Source organism: Pseudomonas sp. ESBL9, assembly GCF_036668715.1.
Taxonomy (GTDB): Bacteria; Pseudomonadota; Gammaproteobacteria; order Pseudomonadales; family Pseudomonadaceae; genus Aquipseudomonas; species Aquipseudomonas lundensis.
On record NZ_JAZEVV010000004.1, the window covers coordinates 307,463 to 324,609 of the forward strand.

Here is a 17,147-nt window from a genome sequence, read left to right on the forward strand (position 1 = left end):
GCCATGACCATTAACCTGAGCACCGCCAACGAATTCATCGCGCGCCACATCGGCCCGGATCAGGCCGACGAGCACGCCATGCTCGCCACGCTGGGTTTTGACTCGCTAGAGGCCCTGAGCGCCAGCGTGATCCCCGAAAGCATCAAGGGCACCAGCGTTCTGAACCTGCCCGCCGGGCAAAGCGAAGCCGATGCACTGGCCTCGATCAAAGCCATCGCCGGCAAAAACCAGCTGTGCAAGACCTACATCGGCCAGGGCTATTACAACTGTCACACGCCCGCGCCGATCTTGCGCAACCTGCTGGAAAACCCGGCGTGGTACACGGCCTACACCCCCTATCAACCAGAAATTTCCCAAGGCCGCCTGGAAGCACTGCTCAATTTCCAGACCCTGATCAGCGACCTCAGTGGCTTGCCGATTGCCAACGCGTCGTTGCTCGACGAAGCCACTGCGGCGGCCGAGGCCATGACCTTCTGCAAACGCCTGAGCAAAAACAAATCCGGCCGCGCATTCTTTGCTTCGCGCCATTGCCACCCGCAAACCCTCGACGTGTTGCGCACCCGTGCCGAACCGCTGGGCATCGAAGTGGTGGTGGGCGACGAGCGCGGCCTGAGCGACCTGTCTCCGTTCTTCGGCGCGCTGCTGCAATACCCGGCGAGCAACGGCGATGTGTTCGACTACCGCGAGCTGGTCGAGCGTTTTCACGCCACCCACGCACTGGTGGCCGTGGCCGCTGACTTGCTGGCCCTGACCCTGCTGACCCCACCGGGGGAATTCGGCGCCGATGTGGCCATCGGAAGCGCCCAGCGTTTTGGCGTGCCCTTGGGCTTCGGCGGCCCGCACGCGGCATATTTCGCCACCCGTGATGCGTTCAAACGCGACATGCCGGGGCGCTTGGTGGGTGTGTCGGTGGATCGTCACGGCAAACCTGCGCTGCGTCTGGCCATGCAAACCCGCGAGCAACACATCCGCCGCGAGAAGGCCACGAGCAATATCTGCACGGCACAAGTGTTGCTGGCCAACATGGCAAGCATGTACGCCGTCTACCATGGCCCTCAGGGCCTGACTCAAATCGCCCGGCGCGTTCATCAGCTCACGGCCATTCTGGCCAAGGGCCTGACTGCACTGGGGCTCAATGTCGAGCAAATCGAGTTTTTCGACACCCTGACCCTGCACACCGGCTCCAGAACAGCGGCCCTGCATGCCAAGGCACACGCCAGCCACATCAACCTGCGCGTGGTGGATGACGAGCGTCTGGGGGTGTCGCTGGATGAAACCTGCGGCCCGTCCGATGTCACTGCACTGTGGGCCCTGCTCGCAGCCGAGGGTCAAGCGCTGCCAGACGTCGACACGCTGGCCGCCACCGTGAGCAGCACCCTGCCGCCTGCCCTGCTGCGCCAATCGCCAATCCTCAGCCACCCGGTGTTCAACCGTTATCACTCTGAAACTGAACTGATGCGCTACCTGCGTCGTTTGGCGGACAAGGATCTGGCACTGGATCGCACCATGATTCCGCTGGGCTCTTGCACCATGAAACTCAACGCGGCCAGCGAGATGATCCCGGTCACTTGGGCCGAGTTTGGCAACCTGCACCCGTTTGCACCGGCCGAACAAAGTCAGGGCTACCAGCAGCTCACGACTGAACTGGAGGCCATGCTGTGCGCTGCCACCGGTTATGACGCCATTTCCCTGCAACCCAACGCCGGTTCACAGGGTGAATACGCCGGGCTACTGGCCATACGTGCCTATCACCAGAGCCGTGGCGACGAGCGCCGCGACATTTGCCTGATCCCGTCCTCGGCCCACGGTACCAACCCGGCAACCGCCAACATGGCGGGCATGCGCGTGGTGGTCACGGCCTGCGACGCCCGTGGCAACGTTGACATCGAAGACCTGCGCGCCAAGGCCATCGAGCACCGCGAACATCTGGCGGCACTGATGATTACCTACCCGTCGACCCACGGCGTGTTCGAAGAAGGTATCCGTGAAATCTGCGGCATCATTCACGACAACGGCGGTCAGGTGTACATCGACGGCGCCAACATGAATGCGATGGTGGGCTTGTGCGCGCCGGGCAAGTTCGGGGGCGACGTGTCTCACCTCAACCTGCATAAGACCTTTTGCATCCCCCACGGCGGTGGCGGCCCGGGCGTCGGCCCGATTGGCGTCAAGTCGCACCTGACCCCCTTCTTGCCAGGCCATGCCAGCTTGCCTCGCACACAGGGCGCCGTGTGCGCCGCGCCATTTGGCAGCGCGAGCATTCTGCCCATTACCTGGATGTACATCCGCATGATGGGCGGCGAAGGGCTCAAGCGCGCGTCGCAAATGGCCATTCTCAATGCCAACTACATCGCCCGTCGCCTCGAAGAGCACTACCCCGTGCTGTATTCGGGCAGCAACGGGCTGGTGGCACACGAATGCATCCTCGACCTGCGCCCGCTCAAAGACAGCAGCGGGATCAGCGTGGATGACGTGGCCAAGCGCCTGATCGACTTTGGGTTCCACGCGCCAACCATGTCGTTCCCGGTGGCCGGCACGCTGATGATCGAACCTACCGAAAGTGAGTCCAAACACGAACTGGATCGCTTCTGCGACGCCATGATCCGCATCCGTGAAGAAATCCGCGCGGTAGAAAACGGCACGCTGGATAAAGAAGACAACCCGCTGAAAAACGCCCCGCACACGGCGGCGGAAATGGTCGGAGAATGGACCCACCCGTACAGCCGCGAACAGGCGGTGTACCCGGTCGAGTCGTTGATCGAAGGCAAATACTGGCCGCCAGTGGGGCGTGTCGACAACGTCTTCGGCGATCGCAATCTGGTCTGCGCCTGCCCGTCAATCGAGAGCTATCAGGAGGCCTGACCCCCCCTCAGCGCCCGCCGCAGCGATTTAAACCGGTGCGGCGGGAGCATTGACCTTATGCCAATCCTTTTATAAGAAACCGGAGAACCCCATGTCGTTAAGCGTGTTCGACCTGTTCAAAATTGGCATCGGCCCTTCCAGCTCACACACCGTTGGTCCCATGCGGGCCGCTGTGCGGTTTGTTGAAGGGTTGCAGCGTGATGCGCTATTGCAACAAACCGCCTGCGTCAAAGTGGAACTGTATGGCTCGCTCGGGGCCACCGGCAAAGGTCACGGCAGTGACAAGGCGGTGCTGCTGGGGCTCGAAGGCGAACACCCCGACACCGTCAATACGGACACCGTGGACGAACGTCTGGCCACGATTCGCCACAGCGGCCACCTCAACCTGCTGGGCCACCACAGCATCGAGTTCAACGAAAAGCTGCACCTGGCGATGATTCGTAAACCCCTTCCCTATCACCCGAACGGCATGATTTTTCGCGCCCTGGACGACGCAGGCATTCAGATCCGCAGCCGCGAGTATTACTCGGTGGGGGGCGGCTTTGTGGTGGACGAAGGGGCGGCGGGCGCTGACCGGATCGTCGAGGACAGCACCGAACTCACTTACCCGTTCAAGACCGCCAAAGACCTGTTGCGCCACTGCGTCACCCACCACCTGTCGATCAGCCAGGTCATGCTGGCCAACGAGCGGGCGTGGCGACCCGAAGCCGAGACCCGCAGCGGGTTGTTGAACATCTGGCAAGTGATGCAGGACTGCGTCAGCGCGGGCTGTCGCCATGAAGGCATTCTGCCTGGCGGGTTGAAGGTCAAACGTCGGGCCGCGGCCTTGCATCGTCAGTTATGCGCCCACCCTGAAGCCTCATTGCGCGACGCGTTGTCGGTGCTCGACTGGGTCAACCTGTACGCGCTGGCGGTGAACGAAGAAAACGCCAACGGTGGCCGTGTGGTCACGGCACCGACCAACGGCGCGGCCGGCATTATTCCGGCGGTGCTGCATTACTACATGCGCTTTATCGGTGGCGCCAATGAAGACGGCGTGGTGCGCTTTTTGCTGACGGCGGCGGCCATCGGCATTTTGTACAAAGAAAACGCGTCGATTTCCGGGGCCGAAGTGGGCTGCCAGGGTGAAGTCGGCGTGGCGTGCTCCATGGCCGCAGGTGCCTTGTGCGAGGTGCTCGGCGGCACGGTGCAGCAAGTCGAAAACGCCGCCGAAATTGGCATGGAACACAACCTGGGGCTGACCTGCGACCCCATTGGCGGTCTGGTGCAAGTGCCTTGTATCGAGCGCAACGCCATGGGTTCAGTGAAAGCCATCAACGCAGTGCGCATGGCCCTGCGCGGCGACGGCCAGCATTTTGTTTCGCTGGATAAAGTGATCCGCACCATGCGCCAGACCGGCGCCGACATGAAAAGCAAATACAAAGAAACGGCTCGCGGCGGCCTGGCCGTCAACATTATTGAGTGCTGATTTTCAAGGAGTCATGAATGTCTACCGAACCCCTGCTTAAAACCCCGCTGCACGCCCTTCACTTGGAGCTAGGCGCGCGCATGGTGCCGTTTGCCGGCTATGACATGCCGGTGCAATACCCGCTGGGCGTGCTGAAGGAGCATTTACACACCCGTGAGCACGCCGGGTTGTTCGATGTCTCGCACATGGGCCAGATCCGGCTGCGCGGTGCGCAGGCAGCCCAAGGCCTGGAGACGCTGGTCCCGGTGGATATCCTCGACCTGCCGGTGGGCATGCAGCGCTATGCCATGTTTACCAACGAGCAAGGCGGCATTCTGGATGACCTGATGGTGGCCAATCTGGGCAATGACACGTTGTTTCTGGTGGTCAACGCCGCCTGCAAGGAACAGGACCTCGCGCACCTGCGTCAACACTTGGGCGATCGCTGCGAGATTGAACCGCTGTTTGAATCGCGCGCACTGCTCGCCTTGCAAGGTCCTGATGCAGTCAACGTGCTGGCGCGTTTGGCACCGGACGTGGCCAAGATGACATTCATGCAATTTGCCCCGGTCAAACTGATGGGCGCGGACTGCTACGTCAGTCGCTCTGGCTATACCGGTGAGGACGGTTTTGAGATTTCAGTACCGCGCGAACAAGCTGAAGCACTGGCGCGTCATTTGCTCGACCAACCCGAAGTCAAGGCCATCGGCCTGGGTGCGCGGGACTCGCTGCGACTCGAAGCCGGGTTGTGCCTGTACGGCCATGACATGAATGAAGCCACCACACCGATCGAAGCCAGTTTGCTGTGGGCCATTTCAAAGGCGCGCCGCGCAGACGGGCCTCGTGCAGGCGGCTTCCCGGGGGCAGAAACAATCTTCGCCCAACAACAAGGCGGCGTTGCACGCAAACGGGTCGGCCTGCTGCCCCAAGAGCGAACACCCGTGCGCGAAGGAGCCGAGATTGTGGATGCTGAGGGCACTGTTATTGGCCAAGTGTGCAGCGGTGGGTTTGGTCCGACGCTGGGAGCCCCGCTCGCCATGGGCTATCTGGACTTCAACCATACGCCTGTCGACAGCGAAGTCTGGGCAATCGTGCGCGGTAAGCGAGTCGCGATGAAAGTGTCCAAAATGCCGTTTGTACCGCAGCGTTATTACAGAGGTTAAACGCTTCACTGGAAGTTACACAGTTGCATGTTTACGCCATGCGCGTGTCATGCAACTGCCCCATTACCGTGCAAACTTTCGATAGTGAAAGCGTGCACTTAATGTCGAAAATAATTGAACCTTTCTATACCGTCACTGTGCTGCAAAAAAGCGCCGGGGCCTCTGAAAATCAGGGATAGACGGTTTATTTTCGGGGCTTGTTTTTATCGTCTAAGTTGTCGTAGAGTTTGCTCACTGTGTTTGCATGGGTCGCTGGAATCGTGACCTGGGCAGTAGCTCTAAGTTTGCTACAACCCGTTCGACGTCTCTTACTTTCCTGCAACCCAGCACCAGTACTCTTTCAGGTGAAAGAGACTGTCATTAATTGTTAGCGTCAAGGAATTAAGAAATGTCCCAACGTCAGAGCGGTACCGTTAAGTGGTTTAACGATGAGAAAGGTTTTGGTTTTATCACGCCGGAAAGCGGACCGGATCTGTTCGTGCACTTCCGCGCCATTCAGGGCAACGGCTTCAAGAGCCTGAAAGAAGGCCAGAAAGTCACCTTCATCGCCGTGCAGGGCCAAAAAGGCATGCAGGCTGACGAAGTTCAAGCCGAAGCTTAACGTTCTCGTACAGAAAAGCCTCTGATGGTGACATCAGAGGCTTTTTTATGGGCGCAATTCCGTAAGATGGCTTTTTTCTTTTAGAGACCCTGCCATGTCGAAACAACCGTTAAGCCCTCAAGGCGTGTTTCCCGCCGCTGGACTGGGGCGCCGCCTGGCAGCCATGTTCTACGATTTTTTGTTGTGCACGGCGCTGATGATCGTCACCACGTTCCTTTACAAACTGATCATGATGGCTTTTATCGGCGAGGCCAAAATGCGTGCCTTGTCTGAAGCCGGTGCCCTTGACGGCGATCCGCTGCTGTCGACACTCCTGTTTTTTGTCTTGTTCGGCTTCTTTGCCAAGTTCTGGACCCACTCCGGGCAAACCCTGGGCATGCAAGTGTGGGGGGTTCGTGTTCAGAACGCAGACGGAACAGCTATCAGTCTGTGGCAGGCGCTGTTGCGTTTTATTGTGTCCATCGGCTCGTGGTTATGTTTCGGGCTGGGTTTTTTCTGGTCATTGATCGACAAGCAAAAACGCACCTGGCATGACATGTACTCCAACACGCAGCTCGTCAGAATTCCCAAGCAAAAAAAGAAATAACACGCCGCACAAAAAAAGCCCGTATCGCTTGATACGGGCTTTTTTGTTGTGCAGTGCTCACCTCAGGTGGCGATAACCTCCCTCACCCCAGGCGAGCCCACTGCTTACTCAGCCAGTTTGAAAGTAATGAAACTGGCACGGCCTTGACGCAGGACGCGCATCGACACCGAACGGTTTTTCGGCAATGCCTTGGCAATTTCAGTGAACTGCTTGGCATCGCTGATCGCCTGGTTGTTCAGGTGCGTGATGACGTCGCCTGGACGCAGACCAATCAAGGCTGCCGGGCCATCTTGGACATCCTTGATGATCACGCCACCTTTGATGTCGTTGGTTTTCTTCTGCTCGTCACTCAAGTCCGCCACAGAAACGCCCAGACGGTTGCTGCTGCGCTCTGCGCCGCTTGGCGAATCCATTTCCTTGCCTTCATCGGGGATGGCGCCCACGGTCAGGTCGAGGGTTTTACGCTTGCCGTCGCGCACGACTTCAAGGCTTGCCTTGCTGCCGGCCTTGAGTGCGCCTACCAGATGCGGCAAATCGGCTGACATGACAATCGGCTGACCGTTCATGCTGAGGATCACATCCCCCACTTGCAGCCCGCCTTTGGCAGCCGGACCGTCTTCCAGTACCTGAGCCACCAGCGCACCGGCAGGCTTTTCCAGACCGAAGGATTCAGCCAGGTCTTTGTTGACCTCCTGAATCACTACGCCCAGCCAGCCACGGCTGACCTTGCCACCGCTTTTGAGCTGGTTGGACACGTCCATCGCCACATCGATAGGGATTGCGAACGACACGCCCATAAAGCCGCCTGAGCGGGTGTAGATCTGGGAGTTGATACCGACCACTTCACCGGCCAGGTTAAACAACGGACCGCCCGAGTTACCGGGGTTGATGGGCACGTCGGTCTGGATGAACGGCACATAGCTTTCGTTCGGCAGGCTGCGGCCGATGGCGCTGATGATGCCTTGGGTCACTGTGTGATCGAAACCAAACGGTGAACCGATGGCAACCACCCATTGGCCAGCCTTCAAGTCTTGAGACTTGCCGAGTTTAAGCACGGGCAGGTTTTTGCCTTCGATTTTGAGCAGCGCCACGTCGGAGCGCGGATCAGTGCCGATCAATTTCGCTTTCATTTCGCTGCGGTCTGACAGGCGAACGATAATTTCATCCGCATCGGCCACCACGTGATTGTTGGTCAGGATGTACCCGTCAGGAGAAATGATGAAACCCGAACCCAGGGACTGGGCCTCGCGCTGACGCCCGCCGCCGCTGCGCGGTGGCTGCGGAATGCTGCGTTCGAAGAAGTCACGCAGGCCTGGCGGCAAGCCTTCCAGATCTGGCATTTGCCCCATGTTGGAGACGCGACGTTCCGGGAGTTTCTGCGTAGTACTGATGTTGACGACCGCCGGGGAAGCTTGTTCCACCAATTGCGTAAAGTCCGGCAGTTGCACCACCGGCGCATCAGCCAGGGCCGGGACTGCCTGCCCTAGCATCATCACGGCCGCAAAAATGGGTAAGTAATTTTTCAATCGAGGCATCGACATACAGCTCCCGTTAATAGCAAGCAGAGTTAAGCGGCTGGCATTCAAAGTTCAAGGTCAAAGCATAGACCTTAATTTTGGATACCCGAAAACAAACAAGGCCAGAGCCTTTAGGGCTCTGACCTATAGAAAAAGATGAAACGTTTGGCAAATGAAATTCTTCACCAGACATTTCTGCACACCACTATGGCTTGGCCTGTGTGGAGGCCTGACCCGGGCGCATATTCAATGCAATGCGCTCAGCGGTTCCGATCGGGATTTCCCCGACCACCGTGGCGAGCATATCGCCATTATTGGTGGTGAGATGCCTTGAAACCGCCGCAGTAGGCCCTAGCTGGACCCGTGTATCAGGGGCTGAAGCGCCATTGAGAGGCTCAAGAAAGACAGAAAATCGTGTCAAACCGTCGTCGTACAAGAGACTGGTGACTTCGGATTTGCTCTTCGGATCACGGTGAACGGTGCTGTTGACCAATTCAAAGCCCGGAGGCAGCCAGTCGGAGTGCCAATTATTGACTTGCTTGACGACAAGGTCTTTGGGCTCCAGAGCAGCGATCTGACGGCATTGAGCGCCGGGGTTGAGCGAGGTGACCTCTGGCGTATGAGGATCGAGTTCGGTGAACTGGAAGCGCTCCAGCAACTGCCCCTTGTCATTGAGTAACAATGACTTGAGCGGCAGACCGGTCTGTTTATCCAGATACAACTCAACCCCATAGCGGTGCTGATCCCGTGGGGTCAGTGAGATGATGGCAGCGGGCCGCCCTGCTACGCGCGAATCACCCGACTTGGCGACGCTGTACCAGTTGCTGATTTTATCGACATCCAGTTTACGTACCGCCGTTGCAGATACCCCTGCGAGCCCGGAAACCAGCTTGCCCGTTACACATTCAGTACGGCCATTGGTGCGAACGACCTCTTGCGCAGGGCCGTCAAGTTGCAGCAAGCGCTCACGAACGTTCCCATCCTGCACCAAGTGCCAGATGCTGTGGGTAGAAAAACTACCGTTGCGTTCGTAGACGAAAGTGCCTTGATAGCTCTGCTGCTGCTCAGCCTGACCGAGACGTTTAAGCCAGTCCTGGGCTTCATCGGCATGGGCTGGTACTGCAAACCAGCCACTGAGCAACAGCGGTAACAGAGGGAGGACGCGCATGGTGGTCTTAACGGTTTTCCAGGCTGGCTGCACGAGCGTATGGCAGGACACCTTCAGTGCCTTTCATGGCGGCTTGCTGGGCATGCTGACGCAGGTAGCCGGGTAAACGCTGATCCTGCCAGCCGGACTGGCCTTGCAGTACACCGTTAGCCATCGGACCCGTCGCCTGATCGGCGCTTTCGCTGTAATTGGCCAATACCGCAGGACCTTTAACCATCGGAGCGCTCATGCTTGGCTGGCTGCCTTGCTGGGCAAGTTGCGCACCCACGATGTCATCCTGGTTGTAAAGCCTTACACCTGCCAGTACTGCCACGGTCACCGAAGCAGCAACAGCCAGACGGCCAATGCTCTTCCAGGGACCACGGGCCACTTTGGCCGGGGTTTGCTCTTCGGCCAATGCAGCCGATACGGCCGATGCGATGTCCAGCCGTGGAATCATCAAATCCTTGTGCATTGCCGCACGGGCCACCTGGTAACGCGACCAGGTATCACGTGTGTGCGCATCGTCGAAGGCATTCAACACCCGACGTAGTTCCAGTTCGTCCGCTTCGTTATCCATCACCGCGGACAGCGATTCCTGCAGGGCTTCACGACTCATGGCGGTTCCTCTCTTGGCTGTCGCCGCTGTCTCAGGTTTCCTGCAACAAAGGTTGCAGGGCTTTATCGATGGCTTCCCGAGCGCGGAAAATCCGGGAGCGCACGGTACCCACCGGACATTGCATGACGCTCGCAATGTCCTCGTAACTCAGACCGTCGAATTCGCGTAAAGTTAACGCCGTTCGTAGATCTTCTGGTAATAGCTGAATCGTGCGATGAACGGTCCCTTCGATCTCGTCACGGAGCAATGCGCGCTCCGGCGATTCAAGATCTTTGAGTCCGTGGTCACCATCGTAAAACTCAGCGTCCTCAGAACTCACATCACTGTCAGGCGGACGTCGACCGCGTGATACCAGGTAGTTTTTCGCCGTGTTAATGGCGATACGGTACAGCCAGGTATAAAAAGCGCTGTCACCGCGAAAATTACCAAGTGCCCGGTAAGCCTTAATAAAGGCTTCTTGTGCAACGTCCTGGGCTTCATGGGTGTCGTGCACAAAACGCACGATCAACCCGAGAATTTTGTGCTGGTATTTCAGCACTAGCAGATCAAATGCACGCTTGTCGCCACGCTGTACGCGCTCGACCAGCTGCTGATCCTCTTCCTGGGTTAGCATGAATACTCCTCATAAGACCGAGAGGGAGATTGCTTTGCTAAGTGATCAGGCTTGCAAACATAGACTCGGGCATTGCGCAAAAGTTCTCTCCCCCTGGCAAGTTTCCTGCGCACTCGGATTTGGCACGCACGAAAACGCAGCTCGGGCCTTGCCGGCTGCGTCGATAATCTTGTCGTTGAATTTACCTGCTGAAGCCGTACCGCAAGCTCCGCTTCAAAGCCAACGCTGCTCCCCTTCATGATGGGCAACCCTCTATGGAACATTGGCCTGTAGAAAAAGTTCAATATTCTGGCGAGGTGCCGCGCATTGTTTCACTGCATCGTCAGGGTGCTCTACACCCCTGGGGCCCGAACGATTCTGGCAGATTAATTCTGCAAATCGGCATACAGATCCCACACGAGTGAGGCACACTTCGTGCCCGCTGTAGTTTCACAATGCCATAAAGGCCCGGCTATTGTGCCGATCCCCCCCTCTATATACTAGTGGGCGCTTTTTTTGCGGACGTCAGAAGAATGAGCCAACATTTTCAACATGATGTGCTGGTGATTGGCAGCGGCGCTGCCGGTTTGAGCCTCGCGCTTACCCTGCCCAGCCATTTGCGCATTGCAGTCCTGAGTAAGGGCGATCTGGCCAATGGCTCGACGTTCTGGGCACAAGGTGGCGTGGCCGCCGTGCTGGATGATACCGACACCGTTCAATCCCATGTCGAAGACACGCTTAACGCCGGTGGCGGGCTGTGTCATGAAGACGCCGTGCGTTTCACCGTCGAACACAGCCGCGAAGCCATTCAGTGGCTGATCGATCAAGGCGTGCCCTTCACCCGCGATGAACCCGCCGACCCGCAGCATGCCGGTTTTGAGTTTCACCTCACCCGTGAAGGCGGGCACAGTCATCGGCGCATCATCCACGCCGCCGATGCCACTGGCGCGGCCATTTTCAAAACCTTGCTCGAACAGGCACAGCAACGGCCCAACATTGAGCTGCTCGAACAACGGGTAGCGGTGGACCTGATCACCGAGCGCAGACTGGGCCTGGAGGGCGATCGCTGCCTTGGCGCCTATGTACTCAATCGCAGCACCGGGGAAGTCGACACGTTCGGGGCGCGCTTCACCATTCTGGCGACCGGCGGAGCCGCCAAGGTCTACCTCTATACCAGCAACCCGGATGGCGCCTGTGGCGATGGTATTGCCATGGCCTGGCGCTCGGGCTGCCGAGTGGCGAATCTGGAGTTCAACCAGTTTCATCCCACCTGCCTGTACCACCCGCAAGCCAAAAGCTTTTTGATCACCGAAGCCCTGCGCGGCGAAGGCGCGCATTTAAAACTGCCAAATGGCGAGCGATTCATGCACCGCTTTGATCCGCGCGGTGAACTGGCGCCTCGCGATATCGTCGCCCGCGCCATTGACCATGAGATGAAGCGCCTGGGCATTGATTGCGTCTACCTGGACATCAGCCATCAGTCCGAAACATTCATCAAAACCCACTTTCCGACGGTGTATGAGCGCTGCCTCGGCTTTTCCATCGACATCACCCGCCAGGCCATCCCGGTCGTCCCGGCTGCGCATTACACCTGCGGCGGCGTGATGGTTGACGCCCATGGCCGAACCGACGTCCCGGGCCTGTATGCCATTGGCGAAACCAGCTTCACCGGCCTGCACGGCGCCAACCGAATGGCCAGCAATTCGCTGCTGGAATGCTTCGTGTACGGCCGTGCAGCCGCTGACGACATTCTCTCGCAATTGCAACAAGTGGCCATTCCAGTGGCCCTGCCCAGTTGGGATGCCAGTCAGGTGACCGACTCGGATGAAGACGTGATCATCGCCCACAACTGGGATGAGCTGCGGCGCTTTATGTGGGACTACGTGGGCATCGTGCGCACCAACAAGCGATTGCAACGCGCGCAACACCGCGTGCGGTTGTTGCTGGATGAAATCGACGAGTTCTACAGCAACTACCGAGTAAGCAGAGACCTGATTGAATTGAGGAACCTTGCTCAAGTAGCGGAACTGATGATCAGGTCTGCCATGGAACGTAAGGAATCTCGGGGTCTGCACTACACGCTGGACTATCCAGGGATGCTGCCAGAGGCGAAGGATACGATCCTTACACCGACCTAATGAGGCACGTTAGGAGCCCATAGCGTAGCACCATAGGACCCCGATTTGTAACAGCTTTGGCTCACATTTGTCCCAACGCTGGGGTCCTTAACGCCTGCCCGCAAGGGTCCTTATCGTGCGCCTGAGCGAGCGTGCGAGGGCCTACGGGGGTAAGCGCGCCCAGAGAGTATTAAAGGTGATCGCTCAGATTTTTCTCTCAAATTCTAAACGGACCTCAAGGAGTTCCTGTGTGAAATCTGAATAACCTGCGAGCCAAGAACTACTGCGAATTCATACATGGGCGCCCTACATAGCTGTCATTACATCGCTCAACAGATCGTGGGTAAGCTCAATGAGCCCCTCAGGCACGGCGACCCCACTGACTATGGCAATCATGGCGACTACCTTCCAGAAGCTGGGAGATTTAACGATAGCCTTGAGGACAGCTAACCGAACATCTTTCGCATGGTCATAGGGTCCTCCTTGAACCAGCCAATTAAAGCAATGAAATAACGTATCACTAAAAGAACCCAAGACTCCTCATAGGGAGCCTCAGGACTTCATCCATCTATTCGCCCAGCGTCACACGAGTGACCATTGGAAAATCTACCAGCTCAACTTGGAGCTTCTCGGCTGGGTCGGCTGGGTTTGCCAGCTTGAGTTGCACCTTGGCCTGAGCCATTACATCAGCCACACCAATGATCTCTACGTCCCATGCTGCTGCATTGGCGTTACGGGTCGCATGGATCTGCCACACATCGCCATCACCATCTTGGCGGAAGCTCAGAGAGGCCATGTCTTTAGGAAGCATAAAGATGCCGAGGTCTTCACCAGAATAGAACTGCGTACCACAACCCAATAGCTCCTCTACATCCGACAAACCAGCTCGTTGAGCAGCACGCTCAAGACCAGCGACTTCCTTTGCAGGAATCAGCAACACAAAGTCAGACAGCGAAGTGCCAACGGCTTGGTTGATGTTCATGGTCAGGCCGTCGATGATGTCCTCTGCGCGTTCGCGTGGGTTCTTCGATAAGCCAGTCAGTGCCTTGGTCTCGGTGGATGCAGCACTGGTCAGGATCTTCGCAATGGTCGCCCCACAAGACAGCTCAAAGTCTTTCAGCATCTTCTCGGCCATCTGACCCATGCCATTGGCAGTGAAGCCAGCAATCATGTGGTGGTCGAAGAACGTTTGACGGAAAGAGAACAGAGCGGCGTGCGGGGTCGCTTCACAGAACAGGAAGTCACCAGCGACTGCCTCACCCTTCTCAAAGGTCGAGTCATCGTAGATGGATTTACGGGGATCGAACTCAACGCTACGGTCTTGCATCAGCATAATCTGCTGTGTGGTTGGCTCAGTGCCCTTAGGGCGGAACTCACAGGGGATTGCGTCCTCTGCCGCCGCTTCCCAGTCACCGCCGTTAAAGTAGTCGTCAAGGCCCTCTGTAAGGATCTCAACGAACGTCTCAGCGCCAGTCGCGCCGTTGTCCTTTACCTCAGCCGAGGAGTTAAAACGGATGATGCCGCCTTGCTCAGTGAGAGCGGTAGACCAGTTGGTGGGCTTGATGTATTCGTTAGTTTTCATGTGGGATCTCCTTGAGTTGTCCGAAGTGATGTTCTTTGTGGACCGCTTAGCTGTTGTCAATTACGACGAGCTGCGCGAATGGCCGCACCGTGTGCCCGGATGTCTGCTGCTCGTTTCTCTTTGGCTTCACGAGCCCGAGCCACTTCAAGGCGTGTAGGTGCCTGATAGGAAGCGCATCGGTCTGCGTGGAACTGAGCGTCACGGAGCTGAGCTGCTCGAAGGTCTTCACCTGCTTTGATCTCTTGGCGGGCCAGCGAGGTCTGCTCAGGGAATGCTGAGGTACTGAGACCAGCTTCGATGTACTGGCGCACGATGGCCGTGATCGAACTGTGATTCTTACCAGCAGCAGCGATAAGACCTGCGAGCATTACGCCCTCGGCATAAGCCTTGGTCACGGGTTGGCCTTGAACGGTCAAGGAGTTGTCACTGAGTTGGATGTCGAGCTTCATATTGGGGTTCTCCTTTGAGAGACCTATAAGCAAACCTTGCCGCCATGATCGCGTGACCAATGGGGAAAGGAGACCCGCACGGGATCAACAAGGTTTGCTTAAAGGTATTGGATTGAAGGTGGTTTCACAGTCCTGCGGGGTTACTTTGGCGGGGACTGTAGGAGCGCCTCTGTGCTGAATGGCGGACAGCGAGGAGGTTCCGGTGTGGTGCATAGATTGCCCACTACTGACGCTTAGGGCGCCTCGTGGGACCTTGAGGAGACCATGGGTGACTGATTCCCGTGGCCGTAGTGAGTTTTTTTACGACAGTTCTCAGGCCAGCATTATCGGCTGACTGCTCATCGGAATGGACAAGTCACAGCGAACAAGCGTCTTTAAACTGAGACCGTCTTCCAGAGCTTCCTTGAGCGCTTCCATGCATCGCTGGTTTGTTATGAGGGCAATGTAGGGAAGCGTCACCGCGAGGTCGTAAACAGTGCCCAATTCAGGATCACGCGAACGGCCTGGAGCATTCACCTTAGAGACCAAGGCGCGGATCGTAATAAGCGATGTCCGACGTGGCTTGGTGAACACCCTGTTAATCAAGGCGAGCTCAGCGGTTGTCGGAATGGTTTTCTTAAAGTTGCTCATTTAGCGAATCCTCTAAGGCCGTCTCTGGCTGCAAGGGCGGCTGCTTGAGCCTCTGTAAGGTTGCCTTTAGCGATAGCTGAGCGTAGGCCCTGTACGGTGTTACGGTGCCCCAGAGAGCTCCATTGGCACTTGTTATTGAATGTCATGCGCTTGAGGATGGATGCACTGTGATCGTTTCCCAAAGAGGCCATCTTGTCAGCAACGATCAAAGCTACTTCGGGTAACTCAAGGATCGCCTCGAAGGCGTCATAGACCATATCTTTGAATTCATCCGAGACCCAGCCCGCATATTCAAGGGTTGCGCGTTTGGTCGCCCATGAGCCGGCACCATTAGAGCTGTGCAAATTTTGCATAGCTTCCATTCGTTTAGCCTGCTTGGTCCGCCACTGCGCAGGTCCGTTCTTTACTGGTAACTTTAAGGTTCGCCAGATGTCAGTTAGATCCCACTGCCCTGCATCATTGGCCTTGAATGCTTGACCTTCGATAATGATGACGTGCCCAGCGTGCTTATGTTTGATGTCAGTGATCATTTGTCTATTCCTCTTGTTTGCTCCCTCAGGTTCGCTCCCACAGCCCAGCGCAGAGACCCGACAAAGGTTCTGGACGGTGGCATGAAGAAGCAAACAGGAAGACTCTGCGATTATCTGTGTGATGCCCAGCGATGGGCGTGGTGTGTCTGTAGCCTTAGTGAGGGTTTTTACGACACAGCTTAACTAACTCTGTAGTTCTTCTTAAAGATTCATATAACAGGAAAGAGCATCTTAAAGTTTGTTCATTGAACTCTCTTAGAAAGAGGGTGATATTCATCACTAACCCTCTCTCATTGAAACTGGTCGATCTGGTGCCGATGCTTTTCCTTAAAGATGGTCTTGTAGTTCTTTTTAAGTATGCGGCATTTAATCAGAGGTCACGCAGGTCGTGATGTAGTTTCCTCAGCGCCTCTGTCGATGGTGGCTCCAACGTGTCCGTCCACGGTGACGCCCCAGCAATATAGAAGTCACCATTCATGGCAGCAATCAAGCATGCAGGGCTCGCTTTAACCAGTCTCGGCATTGCCAACTCGATAGCCTTCACGTATCGCTGGGACTGTCGCAGACCCAACCCCAAGAACTCCTGAACGGTTGCCGCTGTGATTACCGGAAGGCACGAAAGGATGCCGAACAGACGCTTCACGGAGAGCGGCTTAGAGGAACCACCTATTCCTATTGGTCGGTCGTGCCAGTCAAGCCGAGCGATCCCCTCAATGATGTCCGAAGCGAAGTATGGATATTGGCCAAATGCAGTTGACTGTCCAATGAGGCCCTCGAAAGGATTGACGATGTGAAGAGATGGTCGACCACGGCTACGCTTAATGGGTGCTACTACTGCTGGTGCTGAAGTTGTCATAATGAATGCTCCTAAGGTCAGTGGATTGCTGTGGCCTTAGTGAGGGTTATTAAATGACAATTGCTTCGGCGTTGTAGGAGCCGGTCTTGCGGATGGTTGGTAGGACCTCCTCTGTGACCCACTTGCGGAACGGCTCAGAGGCTGGTGCATGGCCGGCTAAGAGCATCTTGTAGACCCATACCTCATTTGCCACCCATGAGTTCGCTTGCACCACTGAGCTGCCCGGATGCCCCGGAATGGTTCCCTTTGGGTCTACCGTTTGCCGGTAGGCTTGTTCCACACCACGCCACTGATGAAGACCTTGGAGTCTTCCTTGCTGCACGATGCGAAACTGAGTGACGCGGTTGCTTGGGTTCTTAAGGCCAGCCGCTCGGGCTACCTGAGTCGCCACAAAGAGCAGGTCATGCTCAGGGTGACCCACCAGTACGTCCAGCTCGATGCCCATAAAG

15 protein-coding genes are annotated in these 17,147 nt (G+C 56.9%); 6 read left to right on the top strand and 9 right to left on the bottom strand.

Going from position 1 to position 17,147, the window contains the following annotated elements:
- Positions 1-3: 3 nt before the first annotated feature.
- From gcvP to V6F78_RS13790, 5 genes are all read left to right on the top strand, one after another.
- Complete coding sequence (gene gcvP, locus V6F78_RS13770; protein ID WP_169840059.1) at positions 4-2,862, top strand: aminomethyl-transferring glycine dehydrogenase; 2,859 nt, start codon at positions 4-6, stop codon at positions 2,860-2,862.
- Positions 2,863-2,953: 91 nt separating this feature from the next.
- A complete protein-coding gene (locus V6F78_RS13775; protein WP_193076504.1) occupies positions 2,954-4,330 on the top strand; it encodes an L-serine ammonia-lyase in 1,377 nt (458 codons plus the stop codon).
- Between the two features lie 17 nt (positions 4,331-4,347).
- Positions 4,348-5,472, top strand: a complete 1,125-nt coding sequence (gene gcvT / locus V6F78_RS13780) for a glycine cleavage system aminomethyltransferase GcvT (protein WP_047295054.1) — start codon at positions 4,348-4,350, stop codon at positions 5,470-5,472.
- Positions 5,473-5,860: 388 nt separating this feature from the next.
- The gene (locus V6F78_RS13785; RefSeq protein WP_007977299.1) at positions 5,861-6,073 is read left to right on the top strand and encodes a cold-shock protein; all 213 of its coding nucleotides are present in this window, start codon (positions 5,861-5,863) and stop codon (positions 6,071-6,073) included.
- 94 nt (positions 6,074-6,167) lie between these two features.
- Complete coding sequence (locus V6F78_RS13790; protein WP_047278206.1) at positions 6,168-6,659, top strand: RDD family protein; 492 nt, start codon at positions 6,168-6,170, stop codon at positions 6,657-6,659.
- Positions 6,660-6,763: 104 nt separating this feature from the next.
- Here V6F78_RS13790 and V6F78_RS13795 read toward each other — a convergent pair whose 3' ends face one another.
- From V6F78_RS13795 to rpoE, 4 genes are all read right to left on the bottom strand, one after another.
- The gene (locus V6F78_RS13795; RefSeq protein WP_371057692.1) at positions 6,764-8,194 is read right to left on the bottom strand and encodes a DegQ family serine endoprotease; all 1,431 of its coding nucleotides are present in this window, start codon (positions 8,192-8,194) and stop codon (positions 6,764-6,766) included.
- Positions 8,195-8,381: 187 nt separating this feature from the next.
- Entirely contained in the window at positions 8,382-9,344 is a 963-nt protein-coding gene (locus tag V6F78_RS13800) for a MucB/RseB C-terminal domain-containing protein (protein WP_332727536.1), read from the bottom strand.
- Between the two features lie 7 nt (positions 9,345-9,351).
- Positions 9,352-9,942, bottom strand: a complete 591-nt coding sequence (locus tag V6F78_RS13805) for a sigma-E factor negative regulatory protein (protein WP_047277104.1) — start codon at positions 9,940-9,942, stop codon at positions 9,352-9,354.
- 31 nt (positions 9,943-9,973) lie between these two features.
- Positions 9,974-10,555 (bottom strand): RNA polymerase sigma factor RpoE, encoded by a 582-nt coding sequence (rpoE, locus tag V6F78_RS13810; RefSeq protein ID WP_047277106.1) that lies wholly within the window; start codon positions 10,553-10,555, stop codon positions 9,974-9,976.
- Between the two features lie 512 nt (positions 10,556-11,067).
- On the opposite strand from rpoE, the gene nadB reads away from it, so the two are divergent.
- On the top strand, positions 11,068-12,672 hold the full coding sequence (nadB, locus tag V6F78_RS13815; RefSeq protein ID WP_047281079.1) for an L-aspartate oxidase: 1,605 nt from the start codon (positions 11,068-11,070) through the stop codon (positions 12,670-12,672).
- A 547-nt stretch (positions 12,673-13,219) separates the two neighbouring features.
- Here the strand turns inward: nadB and V6F78_RS13820 are convergent.
- The 5 genes from V6F78_RS13820 to V6F78_RS13840 all read right to left on the bottom strand — a co-directional run bounded on the left by V6F78_RS13820 (position 13,220) and on the right by V6F78_RS13840 (position 17,143).
- The gene (locus tag V6F78_RS13820; RefSeq protein WP_169840279.1) at positions 13,220-14,233 is read right to left on the bottom strand and encodes a hypothetical protein; all 1,014 of its coding nucleotides are present in this window, start codon (positions 14,231-14,233) and stop codon (positions 13,220-13,222) included.
- A 56-nt stretch (positions 14,234-14,289) separates the two neighbouring features.
- Complete coding sequence (locus V6F78_RS13825; RefSeq protein WP_047281081.1) at positions 14,290-14,682, bottom strand: hypothetical protein; 393 nt, start codon at positions 14,680-14,682, stop codon at positions 14,290-14,292.
- A gap of 312 nt (positions 14,683-14,994) precedes the next feature.
- On the bottom strand, positions 14,995-15,312 hold the full coding sequence (locus tag V6F78_RS13830) for a hypothetical protein (RefSeq protein ID WP_092234271.1): 318 nt from the start codon (positions 15,310-15,312) through the stop codon (positions 14,995-14,997).
- Positions 15,309-15,842: a KilA-N domain-containing protein gene (locus V6F78_RS13835; RefSeq protein WP_278450118.1), complete on the bottom strand. Its 534-nt coding sequence runs from the start codon at positions 15,840-15,842 to the stop codon at positions 15,309-15,311. The genes V6F78_RS13830 and V6F78_RS13835 overlap by 4 nt, the downstream gene beginning before the upstream one ends.
- A 905-nt stretch (positions 15,843-16,747) precedes the next feature.
- The gene (locus V6F78_RS13840) at positions 16,748-17,143 is read right to left on the bottom strand and encodes a BRO-N domain-containing protein (RefSeq protein WP_047281086.1); all 396 of its coding nucleotides are present in this window, start codon (positions 17,141-17,143) and stop codon (positions 16,748-16,750) included.
- Positions 17,144-17,147 lie beyond the last annotated feature (4 nt).